Here is a 15,342-nt window from a genome sequence, read left to right on the forward strand (position 1 = left end):
TTTTTAGCAAGAACACCAAAATTACTTAATTTTGGCTTCTTTGTAGATCACGTGCTGACGTACAACCGGATCGAACTTTTTCAGTTCTAATTTCTCTGGTTTAGTACGCTTGTTCTTCGTGGTGGTATAGAAGTGACCTGTACCAGCAGAGGAAACCAGCTTGATCTTCTCACGAATACCTTTAGCCATGATTCAGTTCCTTAGTACTTCTCACCACGGGCGCGGATTTCGGTCAGAACCGTATCAATGCCCTTTTTATCAATAACACGCATACCTTTAGCAGATACACGCAGAGTAACGAAGCGCTTTTCGCTCTCAACCCAGAAACGGTGAGAGTGCAGGTTCGGCAGGAAACGGCGTTTCGTCGCGTTCATTGCGTGGGAACGGTTGTTACCCGTCACCGGACGCTTTCCAGTTACCTGGCAGACTCGTGACATTTCTATTCTCCAAAAATCAAATAAGCTCGAGCTTTAAAAACTAGGTTTTGGCCGCCTCGTCAGGCCTTAGCCCGCCAGGCGAGTTCCATGTGAACCCGCTAAGCTGACCCAAACGCCAAACCCGAGATTCTCAAAGGTGGCGTAGTATACGCCGCTCAGGCGGTGTGCTCAAGTCCCGAACAGATAAAGATCCCTATGGATCGCGCGAAAATGCATCATTTCTGCCCAACCAGACGCATGTTTTACAGCCAGCCGCGCTCAGCGAAAGAAGTGTACTCGCCGCGACCGATCACCAAATGGTCAAGCAAACGAATATTCAGTAAGGCACAAGCCTGCCCGATTTTACCGGTGATATCGCGATCGGCGCGACTCGGTTCAGCGATGCCAGAAGGGTGATTATGCGCCAGAATCACGGCAGCGGCGTTGAGTTTCAGCGCTTCACGCACAATTTCACGTGGATGTACCTCAACGCTGGCAATGGTACCGGAAAACATCTTCTGTGCCTGCAAGACGCGATGTTGGTTATCCAGAAACAGCGCCATAAACACTTCTCGTTCCTGATGCGCCAACACGCTTTGCAGGTAATGACGCGTCACCTGCGGATTTTCCATCACATTTTCCCGTGCAAGCTGGCTGGCAAAAAAGCGCCGTCCCAGCTCAGCTACCGCGTGCAACTGCGTAATCTTCGCCAAGCCCAACCCTTTAATCTTCCCCAGCGCTTCATGGTTCGCCGTCATGATGCGATAAAGCGAACCAAACTCATTGAGCATCAGCTGTGCCAGCAGCATCACGTTGGTGCCTTGACTGCCCGTGCGCAAAAATATTGCCAGCAGTTCTGCATCGCTCAGTGATTCCGCGCCCTTTAACGCCAGCTTTTCCCGTGGTGCCAGTTCTGTCATTGCCTTGCCCTCCCTGCGAAGTGGCGATTGTGCGCGCCAGCCAGGTTTCACACCAGCAAGCAGATTCCGATTTCAGAGACGGCTCGCAAAGGCCGCAGGCAGTGAAAAGGCGAGTGGCGGATTTTGTGATAAAGTTCCCTCCATCTGCCGCGTGTGACGCGGCAATCCGTTTTGAGTTGAGGCCAGAAACATGACGGGATTAGCCGGTAAAAAAATTCTGCTCGGTGTCAGCGGCGGCATTGCTGCTTATAAAGCTCCTGAGTTGGTGCGTCGGCTGCGCGATCGCGGCGCTGACGTGCGTGTGATGATGACCGAAGCCGCGAAAGCGTTTATTACGCCGTTGAGCTTACAAGCCGTTTCTGGCTATCCGGTATTTGATGATCTGCTCGACCCCGCCGCCGAAGCGGCAATGGGCCATATTGAGCTGGCCAAATGGGCTGACCTGATCCTGCTGGCTCCCGCCACGGCTGACCTGATCGCGCGCCTCGCCGCAGGTATGGCGAACGATCTGGTCACAACAGCCTGCCTCGCCAGTGCAGCGCCCTTGGCCATTGTGCCCGCCATGAATCAACAAATGTATCGCGCGGCCATTACGCAAGAGAACTTGCAGCGTTTGCATCAACGTGGCGTCTTGATTTGGGGCCCGGATAGCGGCAGCCAGGCCTGCGGTGATATCGGCCCTGGGCGTATGCTTGATCCACTGGCCATTGTGGCTTACGCGCTTGAATGGGCGGCGCCCGTCAACGATCTGCAACATCTCAACATTATGATCACCGCCGGTCCAACCCGTGAAGCGCTTGATCCGGTGCGCTATATCAGTAATCACAGCTCGGGAAAAATGGGTTACGCCATTGCCGCGGCGGCAGCCAAACGCGGTGCCAACGTGACACTGGTGTCCGGCCCGGTCTCGCTGTCAACACCGGCGGGCGTAAAGCGTGTTGATGTGGGCAGTGCACTGGAAATGGAAGCCGCCGTGATGGCGCAAATCAGCCAACAACATATTTTCATTGCCAGTGCTGCCGTGGCAGACTACCGGGCGGCAACCATTGCCGCAGAGAAAATCAAAAAACAGGGTGGCGATGATAACGTCACGCTGCAGTTGGTGAAGAACCCAGACATTGTCGCCGGTGTTGCCGCATTGCAGAAAAATCGCCCTTATGTGGTGGGATTTGCTGCCGAAACCCAGAATGTGGAAGAATACGCGCGGCAAAAACGGGTGCGGAAAAACCTGGACCTGATTTGCGCCAACGATGTGGCGCAGGCCGGACAGGGATTCAATAGCGACACCAATGCTCTTCACCTTTTTTGGCAGGAAGGAGAGAAAGTCTTATCGCTCAGTGATAAGACGCTCCTTGGCCAACAATTAATAGACGAGATTGTCAGCCGTTATGATGAAAAAAATCGACGTTAAAATTCTTGATGCGCGTGTGGGTAATGAATTCCCGCTGCCAACTTATGCAACCCCAGGTTCTGCAGGCCTCGATCTTCGTGCCTGCCTGGATGGCGCTCTGGAGATCACCCCAGGCATGACCACGTTGGTGCCTACCGGTTTGGCGATTCACATTGCCGATCCTTCACTGGCAGCAGTGATTCTGCCGCGTTCGGGCCTGGGTCATAAGCACGGCATCGTGCTGGGTAACCTGGTCGGCTTAATTGACTCCGATTATCAGGGTCAGTTAATGGTGTCGGTCTGGAACCGTGGTCAGGACAGCTTCACTCTGCAACCTGGTGACCGCCTGGCGCAACTGGTGTTCGTACCCGTTGTGCAAGCCGAATTCAATCTGGTAGAAGAATTCGACACCAGCGATCGCGGTGCAGGCGGCTTTGGTCACTCTGGCCGCCAGTAACACGCGACACTTTTCGCTAAGCCATCTTTTTATTTCTCATCGCCACGGGCCATTGCGCTTGTGGTAGATGAGGCAGTATTGCCTGTTTTTGGTGAATCTCAGGGGTCTTGAAGGTCATGGCAGAAAAAAAGTCGCGAAACGGAATCGTCGCGAAGAGATTTTGCAGGCGCTGGCGCAAATGCTGGAGTCGAGCGATGGCAGTCAGCGCATCACCACCGCCAAGCTGGCAGCCAATGTAGGCGTTTCGGAAGCGGCGCTGTATCGTCATTTCCCCAGCAAAACGCGCATGTTCGACAGCCTGATCGAATTTATCGAAGACAGTCTGATTACTCGCATCAATCTGATCCTGAAAGATGAAAAAGAAACCGTTGCCCGCTTGCGTCTCATCGTGCAATTGATTCTGGGATTTGGTGAGCGTAATCCGGGGCTGACGCGCATTCTGACTGGGCACGCGCTGATGTTTGAACAGGATCGCCTGCAAGGGCGCATTAACCAGCTGTTTGAACGCATTGAGGTGCAGCTACGTCAGGTGATGCGTGAGAAAAAAATGCGTGAAGGTGATGGTTTCCAAACCGATGAAACGCTGCTGGCGAGCCAACTGCTGGCGTTTTGTGAAGGGTTACTGTCGCGTTATGTGCGCTCTGAATTCCGCTTCCGTCCCACCGCGGATTTCGACACCCGCTGGCCATTGATGGCCGCGCAGTTAGTGTAATCATGAGTGGGTGCGCATCAAGGCGCACCCTACGAAACGTCGCAGTAGGGTCGCCATTCATGGCGACCGTCATCATACAGCGAGATTAAATCCCGTACTCTTTCCGATAGGCTCGCACTTTCGCCAGATGGTCCGCCATCTCCGGCTTCTCTTCCAGGTAATCAATCAGCTCCGCCAGCGTAATGATAGCGGTTACTTTGCACTGGTAGTCGCGCTCGACTTCCTGAATGGCAGAGATATCACCCCGTCCACGCTCCTGACGATCCAGAGAAATCATCACGCCTGCCAACGTCGCGTTATGCGCACTGATAATATCCATGGATTCACGAATTGCCGTGCCTGCGGTGATCACATCATCCACCAGCATCACTTTACCCTGCAGCGGGCTGCCCACCAGCAAGCCACCTTCGCCGTGGTCTTTGGCTTCTTTGCGGTTAAAGCAATAAGGCACATCACGGTCATGGTGGTCGGCCAGCGCCACCGCGGTGGTGGTCGCAATCGGAATGCCTTTGTAGGCTGGGCCAAACAGCAGATCGAAGTCCACACCGCCGTCTACCAGTGCCTGCGCATAAAAACGTCCCAGCAGCGCTAAATCACGTCCTGTATTGAACAAACCGGCGTTAAAGAAATACGGGCTTTTACGACCCGATTTCAGTGTGAACTCACCAAACTTCAGAACCCCTTTGTTCAGGGCGAATTCAATAAACTGACGCTGCCAGGCTTTCATTTCTCACTCCTCAAATAAAGAAAAGGCGACTCTGTGGTCGCCTGTTAAATCAATTTGTTAACGCTGCTTTTTGCGCCTGAATCAACTGCTCAATGCCGCCTCGCGCCAGCGCCAGCAACTGCAGTAATTCCTCATGGCTGAACGGCTCACCTTCAGCAGTGCCCTGCACTTCAATCATGCGGCCATCTTCTGTCATCACCACGTTCATGTCGGTTTCAGCCGCGGAATCTTCCACATATTCCAGATCGCACAGCGCTTCACCGCCCACAATCCCAACAGAAATGGCAGCAACCATGCCTTTCATCGGGTTGGCTTTCAGTTTACCGGCCGCCACCAGCGCATTCAGCGCATCGGCCAAGGCCACGCAAGCGCCGGTAATGGATGCAGTGCGAGTGCCGCCATCAGCCTGAATCACATCGCAATCCAGCGTGATAGTAAATTCACCCAAAGCCTCTAAATCCACAGCTGCACGCAGCGAGCGGGCGATCAGACGCTGAATCTCCAGCGTGCGCCCACCTTGTTTGCCTTTCGCCGCTTCACGCGCCATACGGCTGTGGGTTGAACGCGGCAGCATGCCATATTCAGCGGTGACCCAGCCCTGACCTTTCCCTTTGAGGAAGCGCGGCACACCTTCTTCAACAGTGGCGGTACACAGCACTTTGGTTTCACCGAACTCGACAAGGACAGAGCCTTCAGCGTGTTTGGTGTAGTGACGAGTAAGGGTGACGGGACGCACTTCAGATGCGTTACGGCCTGCTGGACGCATGGTTTCTCTCCGGCTTGCTTAGGTTTGGCTGCGCATTATACGGACTTCCCACCCGGCTGTCCTGCCCGCGTGAGCGACAATCCCGGATGAAATTTAGCCGCAGCTGTGGCTAAATGCGCCCTTTCCTTCAAATAAAAAGACAAATGATGACAGCGATACTCCATTTCCTGCTGGCGCTGGGGGTGATTTTTGCCCTTGCGCTGCTGGTCAGCCATGACCGTAAACAGATTCGTCCGCGCTTTATTATTCAATTATTGATTGTTGAGGCCGCGCTTGGCTGGTTCTTCCTGCATTCGGCCGGTGGCCAGTCAGTGGTGACCGCCGTCGGCGGCTTTTTCGAGACCTTACTGACCTTTGCTGCACAAGGCACCGATTTTGTGTTCGGCAACATGGCAAAACAGGGCCTGGCATTCATTTTCCTCGGCGTACTCTGCCCGATTGTGTTTATCTCCGCGCTGATTGGTATTCTGCAACACTGGCGCATTCTGCCGTTGCTGATCCGCGTGGTCGGTACTCTGTTATCTAAAGTCAACGGTATGGGCAAGCTGGAGTCTTTCAACGCCGTCAGCACCTTGATTCTGGGTCAGTCGGAGAACTTCATCGCCTATAAAGGTATCTTGGGCGATATCTCGGCACGTCGCATGTACACCATGGCAGCGACGGCGATGTCGACGGTTTCACTGTCGATTGTTGGCGCCTACATGTCGATGATTGATGCCAAATATGTAGTTGCCGCCCTGCTGCTCAATATGTTCAGCACCTTTGTTATCTTGTCGATCATCAACCCTACTCGCCCGGAAAATGAAGAACACATCGCGTTGGATAAGCTGCATGAAGACCAGAGTTTCTTCGAAATGCTGGGGGAATACATTCTGGCTGGCTTTAAAGTGGCGATGATCATTTTAGCCATGCTGATTGGCTTTATCGCGCTGATTGCCGCCATCAATGCGCTGTTCTCTGCCGTGTTTGGCTACAGCTTCCAGCAGTTACTTGGCTACGTGTTCTATCCCTTTGCGTGGCTGATCGGTATTCCGACCGCCGATGCACTGCAGGCCGCCAGCATCATGGCGACTAAGCTGGTCGCCAATGAATTTGTTGCCATGATTGAGCTGAAAAAAGTGGCAGCAGAGATGACACCACGCGGGCTGGGTATTTTGTCGGTATTCCTGGTGTCGTTCGCCAACTTTGCGTCGATCGGGATTGTGGCCGGTGCGATTAAAGGGCTCAACGAGAAACAAGGTAACGTTGTGTCGCGCTTTGGCTGGAAGCTGGTTTATGGCTCAACGTTGGTGAGCTTGCTGTCCGCCGCGTTTGCTGGCCTGTTCATTTAAGGTTTTCAGGGCGCGCTTAAACGGTGCGCCCTGCTCATTTCGCTAAAACGCCACGCACACCAGCGCATCGACGCGCATCACGGATTCCTGATCAAATCGCTTTTTATAGATGTCACGTAATGTGTTGATGCTTTCTGAGCTTGAGCGGTCAGGCTGATGAATCAGCATCAAAGCCTTACTGTTTTCACGCGCCAGTTTGCCCCCTTCGCCCAGCCATTGCCCTTTACCGTCATACACGGAAAGCCCGTCTTTAAAGCGCGGCGTCACGTCGTTATCAACAAACTGTTGCCATTCACTGCTGCTCACCGTGCCACCTTTAGGCTTGTTCATACCGAACCACAAGGTGGTTTGCATCATGATGTCGCCCGAGCCACACACGGCGACCGGCGCGGTATTTGGTGGGATCTGTTCATGGGAGGTAGAGGGTGCCTGGCATCCTGCCAGAGAGAGGACAAGTACCAATGGTATCGCCAATTTATTCAACATCATAGCCTCAGAATTTTAGGTATCACACAGAACATCATAGGGTGAGAAGGGTTGATCCGTCATCCTTTTCACCGAAAGTCGCCCACGAGGTACGCTCATTACGCATACGCCTATCATGGTTTGGCTACCGTCACTATAATGCGGGGAACATTCCTGAAAATGAGTACAAGCTTATGATCCGCAGCATGACCGCTTACGCCCGCCGCGAAGCCAAAGGCAACTGGGGCAGCGCCGCCTGGGAACTCCGTTCGGTGAACCAGCGTTACCTGGAAACGTACATCCGTCTGCCCGAGCAATTTCGCGGCCTGGAGCCGGTAATCCGCGAACGTATCCGCAACCGTCTGACGCGCGGCAAAATCGAGTGCAACCTGCGCTTTGATGCCGACCCTTCTGCGCAGGGCGAACTGCAGCTCAACGAAGCGCTGGCGAAACAGCTGGTGCGTGCTGCCAACTGGGTGAAGCTGCAAACCGATGAAGGCGCAATTAATCCGTTGGATATCCTGCGCTGGCCGGGTGTGATGTCAGCACAAGAGCAGGATCTCGATGCCATCAATACCGAGCTGTTGGCGGCACTGGATGGTGCACTCGATGACTTTATCGTGGCACGCGAAAGCGAAGGCAACGCGCTGAAAACGTTGATCGAACAGCGTCTGGAGGGTGTCTCTCAGGAAGTGAGTAAAGTGCGTGCGCAAATGCCGGATGTATTGAAATGGCAGCGCGAGCGTTTGATCACAAAGCTGGAAGAAGCTGAAGTACAGCTGGAAAACAATCGCCTTGAACAAGAGCTGGTGATGATGGCGCAGCGCGTTGATGTGGCAGAAGAGTTGGATCGCCTCGATGCGCACGTGAAAGAAACCTATAACATTCTGAAGAAGAAAGAAGCCGTGGGACGTCGCCTCGACTTTATGATGCAAGAGTTCAACCGCGAGTCGAACACGCTGGCTTCCAAGTCAATCAATGCGGATATCACTGCTTCAGCGATCGAGCTGAAAGTACTGATTGAGCAGATGCGCGAGCAGATCCAGAATATCGAGTAACATCCTTTGACGAGGTTAAGTCCCGCACCTGGGGGCTTGACCTACTCTTTGCGCTGAAGCCTTTACGTGAAAAGGGTACACTTGCACTCCCCAACCCCTTAATTGACACCGCTACGCGAAACTATGCATAACCGTCTTACCATAAAAGATATCGCCCGTTTGAGTGGCGTCGGTAAATCGACCGTCTCGCGCGTGATCAATAATGAAGGGGGCGTCAGCGAAGCGACTCGTCTCAAAGTCCTTCAAGTGGTGCAGGATCAGAATTTCAGCCCGTCAAAATCAGCGCGATCGATGCGAGGCGGCAGTGACAAAATCGTCGCGATTATTGTTTCCAGACTGGACTCTCCGGCAGAAACACAGTCCGTCCGCGCTATGCTGCCGTTGTTATATGAACAGGGTTATGACCCAATCATTCTTGAAAGCCAATTCAGCACGGAGCGGGTCGCTGAACATTTACAACTGCTGGAAAAGCGCAACATCGATGGTCTGATTCTTTTTGGTTTCTCGACGTTAAGCCCAACTGTGCTTGAACAATGGCAACGCAAAACGGTGCTGGTCTCACAGGGTATGCCCGGGATCTCATCGGTCGAATATGATAATGCCGGGGCGATCCAGCTCCTCATGCTTCAGCTTATTGAAAAAAATGTCAGGCATATTAGCTATATTGGCGTGGAAGCCAGCGACACCACCACAGGCCAGCAGCGTTCAGAGGCTTACCTCACGCAATGCCAGCAACATCATATTGAAGTGACAATGGCGCTGGGTGATCTTAGCTATCAGAGCGGTTTTGATCTCACCGCTCAGGTGTTGAAACCCCATACCCAAGCGGTCATCTGTGCTTCTGATACGATTGCGTTAGGTGTTCAGAAATACCTGCAGCAGCATGCCATCAGCCATGTACAGGTTGGCTGTGTGGGCAGTAATGCCTTATTAGAGTTCATCTTCCCCCTCACCCTCTCTGTACAACCCGGTTATAAAAACAGCGGGGAAGTGGCTGTCAGACAGCTAATTTCTCAGCTCGCGGGCAACTTAAACCCTCAACAACATCTGCTCTCCCCCACGCTGCATCCGCAGGATTAACCGCACCCGTCACCCATGACCAATGTGATCTCTGGCTCAGATTTGGGAACGTTCCCATTTTTTATGTGAAGAAACACACACTATCGGGAACGTTCCCAATTATTGCAGCGACGCTTTGTGTAATGTCTGCGCCAGATGCGTAGAAAGTAAATAAGGCTTTCTGCGGTGTTAATTCTGCAGCTTAAGGCATAGAAAAATGAGCACAAACCCGCAACAGGATGTTGAACGCTTAATTGAGTATGTGGGAGGTAAAGACAATATCGCGAGTGTGAGTCACTGCATTACTCGATTGCGGTTTGTTTTGCATGATCCCTCACTGGCTTCCCCGGCAAATATTGAAATTCTGGAGATGGTGAAAGGTTGTTTCACCAATGCTGGCCAGTTTCAGGTCGTTATTGGCACCCAGGTTGGCGATTACTACAGCGCGCTGTTACGCCTGACCGGCGGCGATAAACAGAACAAAGAAGCTGTGAAGATTGCCGCACGCAACAACATGAGTGTGTTCGAGCGTGCCATCTCCCACTTTGCTGAGATTTTCTTTCCGCTGTTGCCCGCTTTGATAAGCGGTGGCTTAATTCTCGGCTTTCGCAATGTCATCGGTGATATCCCATTTAGCGATGGCAAAACCCTGGCGCAAATCTCCCCGGTCTGGCAAACGTTGTATGACCTGCTCTGGTTGCCCGGCGAAGCCATCTTTATGTTCCTGCCGGTTGCGGTGTGCTGGTCCACGGTCAAAAAAATGGGCGGCACAGAGATACTGGGCATCGTGCTCGGCATCACCCTTGTCTCACCGCAATTGATGAACGCCTATGGTCTGGGGCAGCAGCTCCCTGATACCTGGTCACTCGGTTGGTTCACCATTGAAAAAGTCGGTTATCAGGCTCAGGTCATTCCCTCGATGTTGGCGGGTCTTGCCCTTGCACTCATTGAAAACCGTTTCAAAAAGGCCATCCCTGATTTTCTGCATTTAGTCATCGTACCGATCTCCACACTGCTCATCGCGGTTTTCCTTGCCCACGCGCTTATCGGTCCTTTCGGTCGTATGTTAGGTGATGCTGTGGCGTGGGGCGTGAAAAGCGTTATGTCAGGGGCGTTCGCGCCAATCGGTGCGACCTTGTTCGGTTTTCTTTATGCACCGCTGGTGATCACCGGTGTGCATCAGACCACACTGGCGATTGATATGCAGATGCTGCAAAGCACTGGCGGGACTCCGCTCTGGCCGCTGATCGCCCTGTCGAATATTGCGCAGGGATCCGCGGTATTGGGGATCATTCTCATCAGCAAGAAGCAGAAAGAGCGCGAAATTTCGGTGCCGGCGGCGATCTCCGCTTTCCTCGGCGTGACAGAACCCGCGATGTACGGGATTAACCTGAAATACCGTTTTCCCATGCTCTGCGCGATGATCGGATCGGCTTGTGCTGCACTGGTATGCGGGCTGTATGGTGTAAATGCCAACGGTATTGGCGTGGGAGGCTTGCCTGGCATCCTTTCTATCAAACCGCAGTTCTGGGGCATTTTTGCACTGGCGATGCTCATTGCCATCCTGGTGCCTGTTGCGCTCACTTCTCTCATCTACCGACACAAATTCCACTCGTCAAAATCTGCTGCGGCACGTCATCAGGAAACAGGTTATGGCACAGCTGAATGAGATCCCTTGGTGGAAAAATGGGGTGATTTATCAAATCTACCCAAAAAGTTTTCAGGACAGCACGGGCAGTGGCACTGGCGATATCAATGGCATCATTCAGCGACTTGGGTATCTGAAAACCCTGGGCGTGGATGCCATCTGGATCACTCCTGTTTATGTTTCACCGCAGGTCGACAACGGTTATGACGTTGCCGACTACTGCAACATTGATCCGCTCTACGGCACGTTAGAAGACTTTAAACGCCTGATCCACGCCGCGCATCAATTGGGGATTCGCGTGGTAATGGATATGGTGTTTAACCACACCTCCACACAACACCCTTGGTTTAAGCAGGCAGAAAATCCAGACAGTGATTATCGGGATTTTTATCTCTGGCACAGCGGATCTCAAGGGGTTGCGCCTAATGACTGGCAATCAAAATTTGGTGGAAGCGCCTGGCAATGGCATGAGGAGAGTCAGCACTATTATTTGCATCTGTTTAGCCCCCAGCAGGCTGACTTAAACTGGCAGCATCCTCCTGTACGTGAAGCCTTAAAAGATATCTGTCGGTTTTGGGCTGACCTCGGCGTAGATGGTCTGCGGCTTGATGTCGTCAACTTAGTCTCTAAACACGCTGATTTCCCTGATGACTCCCACGGTGACGGGCGACGTTTCTATACCGATGGCCCACACATCCACCACTATTTACGCGAATTTAGCCGTGACGTTTTCCAGCCCCAGCAACTGATGACGGTGGGTGAAATGTCCTCTACGTCGCTTGAACACTGCCGTCAGTACGCTGCACTGGATGGCAGCGAATTATCCATGACCTTCAATTTTCACCACTTGAAAGTGGATTACCTCAATGGTGAAAAATGGAGTCTCACTCCACCTGATTTTATCGCGCTGAAAGCGATTTTTAACCAATGGCAGCAGGGAATGCATGGCCATGCCTGGAATGCCCTGTTTTGGTGTAATCACGATCAGCCACGCATCGTTTCTCGCTACGGTCATGACGGTGAGTGGCGTACCTGCTCCGCCAAAATGCTGGCCATGATTCTGCACGGCATGCAAGGCACGCCCTTCATCTACCAGGGTGAAGAGATCGGTATGACCAATCCAGGGTTTAGCGACATCTCACAGTACCGTGATGTTGAGACGCTCAATCTTTTCGCTGCACAGCAATCTCAGGGTGGGGATGAGCACAAGCTGATGCCGATCCTCGCCAGTAAGTCGCGAGACAATGGCCGCACGCCTATGCAGTGGGATGCGTCACTTCATGGCGGATTTTCCCGCGCCACGCCCTGGATTTCATTTTGCGATAACGTAGAGCAAGTCAACGTGGAGCAGGCGTTGGCCGACCCTGACTCCGTTTTTTACCTCTATCAACGGCTAATCCAGTTACGCAAAACTCAACCCGTGATCACCGCCGGGGATTACCGTGATTTACGGCCCACCGATCCCTCCTTGTGGTGCTACACCCGCAACGCATTCGGCCATCCGACACTCAAGGTGATCGCCAATCTCAGTCCCGCCCATCTGGAGGTCGATAGCGAACTGTTATCTGGCGATGTATTGCTCGGTAACTACCCGCCGTCTGCGTGTAAAAACACGCTGCGCCCCTACGAATGCCTTTACCTCAACCCTAAATAAAACAATGAAATAAAAGGATATAACAATGAAAAAACCAGGAAAATCCCTACGCCTCATTCCCCTTCTGGGATGCATTATTGCGGATCCCGTACTGGCGGTAGACTTCGGCGGTTACGCGCGGTCCGGCATCGGCTGGAGTAGCAAAGGCGGTGAGCAGAAGTGCGCCCGCACCACCGGCGCCAACGGGGTCTACCGGCTGGGTAATGAATGCGAAACCTATGCGGAACTCAAGCTAGGCCAGTCTTTATGGGAAGCGAACGATCAGCGCTTTTATCTCGATACCAATCTGGCCTATGCCGTCTCTCAACAGAATGATGTCGAGAGCGTCACACCCAATTTTCGTGAAGCCAATGTTCAGGGAAAAAACATTATCGATGCCTTACCAGGGTCAACATTATGGGCAGGTAAACGCCTCTATCAGCGCCATGATGTGCATATGATTGATTTTTACTATTGGGATATCTCTGGTCCAGGTGTCGGGTTAGAACATATCGACACCCCTTTGGGCAAACTCTCGTTAGCGGTGACACGCAATACCGAAGCAGGGGGATCATGGGGATTTATTGAAAACCAGATGAAGTGGCAGCCCACCATTAATGACACCGTTGATGTACGCCTTGCGGAGATCGATACCAACCGCAACGGCCAGCTGGAGTTCGGCGTCGACTACGGACGTGCGCAAGTGCAAAAAGGGTTCTCACTCGCCGAGGGAGCTTCATCACGGGGATGGATGGCCACGGCACAGCATACGCAAACATTAGCAGGCGGATTTAACAAATTTGCGGTGCAGTATGCGACCGATGCGATGACATCAATCACCACCGGACGCCCAGAGGGGGCCAGCGTGGACAATAACGGTCATATGCTTCGACTCATCAACCATGGCGCTATCGATTTCAATGATAAATGGAGCCTGATGTATGTCGGGCTTTACCAGAATATCGATCGGGAAAACCATAACGGCACCACCTGGTACAGTGCTGGTATCCGCCCAATGTATAAGTGGACACCGATCATGAGCACCCTGGTTGAGTTGGGCTATGACCAGGTCAAATCACAGCAAGTCAGCGAAAAGAATCAGCAGTACAAACTCACGCTGGCACAGCAGTGGCAGGCGGGAGAGAGTATCTGGTCACGCCCTGCACTTCGGCTATACACCACTTATGCCAAATGGAATGAGAAATGGGGCTATGCAGACGCCAGCGAGAGTGCCTGGCGCAAAAATATCGCCCTGCGCGATTCACCAGCCAAAACCTTCAGCAGAGGAGCAGGTAGTGAAGTGGCGTTTGGCGCACAGATAGAAGCCTGGTGGTAACACTGTCCCTGCGCAGGCACTCAGCTTGCGCAGGATTTCTGTCGCTCACGACCTGATTTCGCAACGCTAGCCGATTTTTTAAATTACGCAATGTAAGGCATTTGAAAGGATGCGTATTTTTGTATGATATTTTTTGACCAAATCCACGATTGTGGAGAGAGTCACTGACGACACAACATGAAAACAACCTCATGTTATTAATGATAAAAAAAGATCACTTAGCTTAATTTTTGCCGCATAGTTCCCTCCTCAATCAAACCCCTCAATCCTGAAGATTGCAGAGATTACGTTTCTTTGAAGGCACTATTTGCTAATCTACTGGTCGTAATTAGCACAGTCGTACCGCCAGGAATTCATGGACACCCTTCTTTGCGCGATACATTCACTCTTTCCCTGAAGGCGCTATGAAGAAAAACGGGCAGTTCTGTTCCAAACTTTTGCATCCCCGCTACTGGTTTACCTGGTTTGGTCTGGGTGTACTCTGGCTGCTGGTGCAACTCCCTTATCCCATTTTGATACGGCTTGGCGCCTCTGCCGGCAAGCTGTCACGCCACTTTCTGAAGCGTCGTGAGCGCATTACGCGTCGCAACATTGAACTTTGCTTCCCACATATTAATGAGGAAGACAAAGAGGTGTTGATCGCAGGCAATTTTGAGTCGCTGGGCATGGCATTGGCGGAAACCGGTATCGCCTGGTTCTGGTCCGATGCGCGCGTGCGCCGCTATTTTCACGTTGAAGGTCTGCACAACCTGCAGAATGCACAACAAAATCATCGCGGTGTGATGGCGATAGGCGTGCATTTTATGTCGCTGGAATTAGGTGGACGTATTACGGGCTTGTGCCAGCCGATGATGGCGATGTATCGCCCGCACAATAATCAGGCGATGGAGTGGGCGCAAACCAAAGGCCGTATGCGATCGAACAAGGCGATGATCGATCGTCGCGATCTACGTGGCATGGTGCAGGCGCTGAAACAGGGCGAAGCGGTTTGGTTCGCACCGGATCAGGATTACGGCCCGAAAGGCAGCGTATTCGCTCCGTTGTTTGCCGTTGAGAAAGCGGCTACCACCAACGGCACTTTCGTGTTGTCGCGTTTGGCGAAACCGGCCATGCTGACCATTGTGCTGATCCGTAATAGCGACAAGAGCGGCTATCAGCTGATTATTCAGCCAGAGCTGCAAAACTATCCTTATGAAGATGAAGCGGCTGCGGCGGCTTATATGAATAAAGTGATTGAGAAAGAGATCCTGCGTGCGCCAGAGCAGTATTTGTGGCTGCACCGTCGCTTTAAAACTCGCCCACCGGGTGAGGCATCGCTTTACATCTAATCTCTTGTTGCAGCAGGTTCCCACCTGCTGCGCCTTCCTGCCGCTCACATTTGCCAACCATTCTTAACGAAAAACAAGTTTGTCAAAATTTGCACA

At 52.5% G+C, this 15,342-nt stretch carries 16 protein-coding genes; 10 read left to right on the plus strand and 6 right to left on the minus strand.

The window, feature by feature from the left end; genetic code table 11:
* Window positions 1-21: 21 nt before the first annotated feature.
* From rpmG to radC, 3 genes are all read right to left on the minus strand, one after another.
* Complete coding sequence (gene rpmG / locus PSSD_RS12475; RefSeq protein ID WP_001051798.1) at window positions 22-189, minus strand: 50S ribosomal protein L33; 168 nt, start codon at window positions 187-189, stop codon at window positions 22-24.
* Window positions 190-200: 11 nt separating this feature from the next.
* Window positions 201-437 carry a 50S ribosomal protein L28 gene (rpmB, locus tag PSSD_RS12480; RefSeq protein ID WP_007885297.1) on the minus strand — a complete coding sequence of 79 codons (237 nt, stop codon included), beginning with the start codon at window positions 435-437 and terminating at the stop codon, window positions 201-203.
* A 242-nt stretch (window positions 438-679) separates the two neighbouring features.
* Complete coding sequence (gene radC, locus PSSD_RS12485) at window positions 680-1,336, minus strand: RadC family protein (RefSeq protein WP_058972453.1); 657 nt, start codon at window positions 1,334-1,336, stop codon at window positions 680-682.
* A 190-nt stretch (window positions 1,337-1,526) separates the two neighbouring features.
* Here radC and coaBC point away from each other — a divergent pair, with 190 nt between their 5' ends.
* The 3 genes from coaBC (at window position 1,527) to slmA (ending at window position 3,895) form a co-directional block, all read left to right on the plus strand.
* A complete protein-coding gene (gene coaBC / locus PSSD_RS12490; RefSeq protein ID WP_058972454.1) occupies window positions 1,527-2,747 on the plus strand; it encodes a bifunctional phosphopantothenoylcysteine decarboxylase/phosphopantothenate--cysteine ligase CoaBC in 1,221 nt (406 codons plus the stop codon).
* A complete protein-coding gene (gene dut, locus PSSD_RS12495; protein ID WP_039328147.1) occupies window positions 2,725-3,183 on the plus strand; it encodes a dUTP diphosphatase in 459 nt (152 codons plus the stop codon). The genes coaBC and dut overlap by 23 nt, the downstream gene beginning before the upstream one ends.
* 91 nt (window positions 3,184-3,274) lie before the next feature.
* The gene (slmA, locus tag PSSD_RS12500; RefSeq protein ID WP_235589230.1) at window positions 3,275-3,895 is read left to right on the plus strand and encodes a nucleoid occlusion factor SlmA; all 621 of its coding nucleotides are present in this window, start codon (window positions 3,275-3,277) and stop codon (window positions 3,893-3,895) included.
* A gap of 85 nt (window positions 3,896-3,980) precedes the next feature.
* Here slmA and pyrE read toward each other — a convergent pair whose 3' ends face one another.
* Together pyrE and rph are read right to left on the minus strand one after the other, a co-directional pair.
* Complete coding sequence (gene pyrE / locus PSSD_RS12505) at window positions 3,981-4,622, minus strand: orotate phosphoribosyltransferase (protein ID WP_034823839.1); 642 nt, start codon at window positions 4,620-4,622, stop codon at window positions 3,981-3,983.
* A 49-nt stretch (window positions 4,623-4,671) separates the two neighbouring features.
* Complete coding sequence (gene rph, locus PSSD_RS12510; RefSeq protein WP_058972456.1) at window positions 4,672-5,388, minus strand: ribonuclease PH; 717 nt, start codon at window positions 5,386-5,388, stop codon at window positions 4,672-4,674.
* A gap of 146 nt (window positions 5,389-5,534) precedes the next feature.
* Here rph and PSSD_RS12515 point away from each other — a divergent pair, with 146 nt between their 5' ends.
* Window positions 5,535-6,719 carry a NupC/NupG family nucleoside CNT transporter gene (locus PSSD_RS12515; RefSeq protein WP_039328314.1) on the plus strand — a complete coding sequence of 395 codons (1,185 nt, stop codon included), beginning with the start codon at window positions 5,535-5,537 and terminating at the stop codon, window positions 6,717-6,719.
* Window positions 6,720-6,761: 42 nt separating this feature from the next.
* On the opposite strand, the gene PSSD_RS12520 is transcribed toward PSSD_RS12515, so the two are convergent.
* Window positions 6,762-7,205 (minus strand): DUF3574 domain-containing protein, encoded by a 444-nt coding sequence (locus PSSD_RS12520; protein ID WP_039328138.1) that lies wholly within the window; start codon window positions 7,203-7,205, stop codon window positions 6,762-6,764.
* Window positions 7,206-7,378: 173 nt separating this feature from the next.
* On the opposite strand from PSSD_RS12520, the gene PSSD_RS12525 reads away from it, so the two are divergent.
* From PSSD_RS12525 to lpxP, 6 genes are all read left to right on the plus strand, one after another.
* On the plus strand, window positions 7,379-8,242 hold the full coding sequence (locus tag PSSD_RS12525) for a YicC/YloC family endoribonuclease (RefSeq protein ID WP_039328135.1): 864 nt from the start codon (window positions 7,379-7,381) through the stop codon (window positions 8,240-8,242).
* A gap of 123 nt (window positions 8,243-8,365) precedes the next feature.
* Window positions 8,366-9,322, plus strand: a complete 957-nt coding sequence (gene treR, locus PSSD_RS12530) for a trehalose operon repressor TreR (protein WP_058972457.1) — start codon at window positions 8,366-8,368, stop codon at window positions 9,320-9,322.
* Between the two features lie 196 nt (window positions 9,323-9,518).
* Window positions 9,519-10,970, plus strand: coding sequence for a PTS trehalose transporter subunit IIBC (gene treB / locus PSSD_RS12535; RefSeq protein WP_082672310.1), 1,452 nt, complete (start codon window positions 9,519-9,521; stop codon window positions 10,968-10,970).
* Window positions 10,954-12,603: an alpha,alpha-phosphotrehalase gene (treC, locus tag PSSD_RS12540; protein ID WP_058972469.1), complete on the plus strand. Its 1,650-nt coding sequence runs from the start codon at window positions 10,954-10,956 to the stop codon at window positions 12,601-12,603. Before treB ends, treC begins: the two co-directional genes overlap by 17 nt.
* A 25-nt stretch (window positions 12,604-12,628) precedes the next feature.
* Entirely contained in the window at window positions 12,629-13,918 is a 1,290-nt protein-coding gene (locus PSSD_RS12545) for a maltoporin (protein ID WP_058972458.1), read from the plus strand.
* A 404-nt stretch (window positions 13,919-14,322) separates the two neighbouring features.
* On the plus strand, window positions 14,323-15,246 hold the full coding sequence (lpxP, locus tag PSSD_RS12550; protein ID WP_039328123.1) for a kdo(2)-lipid IV(A) palmitoleoyltransferase: 924 nt from the start codon (window positions 14,323-14,325) through the stop codon (window positions 15,244-15,246).
* The last annotated feature ends 96 nt before the right edge of the window (window positions 15,247-15,342 follow it).

It is taken from the genome of Type-D symbiont of Plautia stali (assembly GCF_001485335.1).
In the GTDB taxonomy this organism is placed as follows: Bacteria; Pseudomonadota; Gammaproteobacteria; order Enterobacterales; family Enterobacteriaceae; genus Pantoea; species Pantoea vagans_C.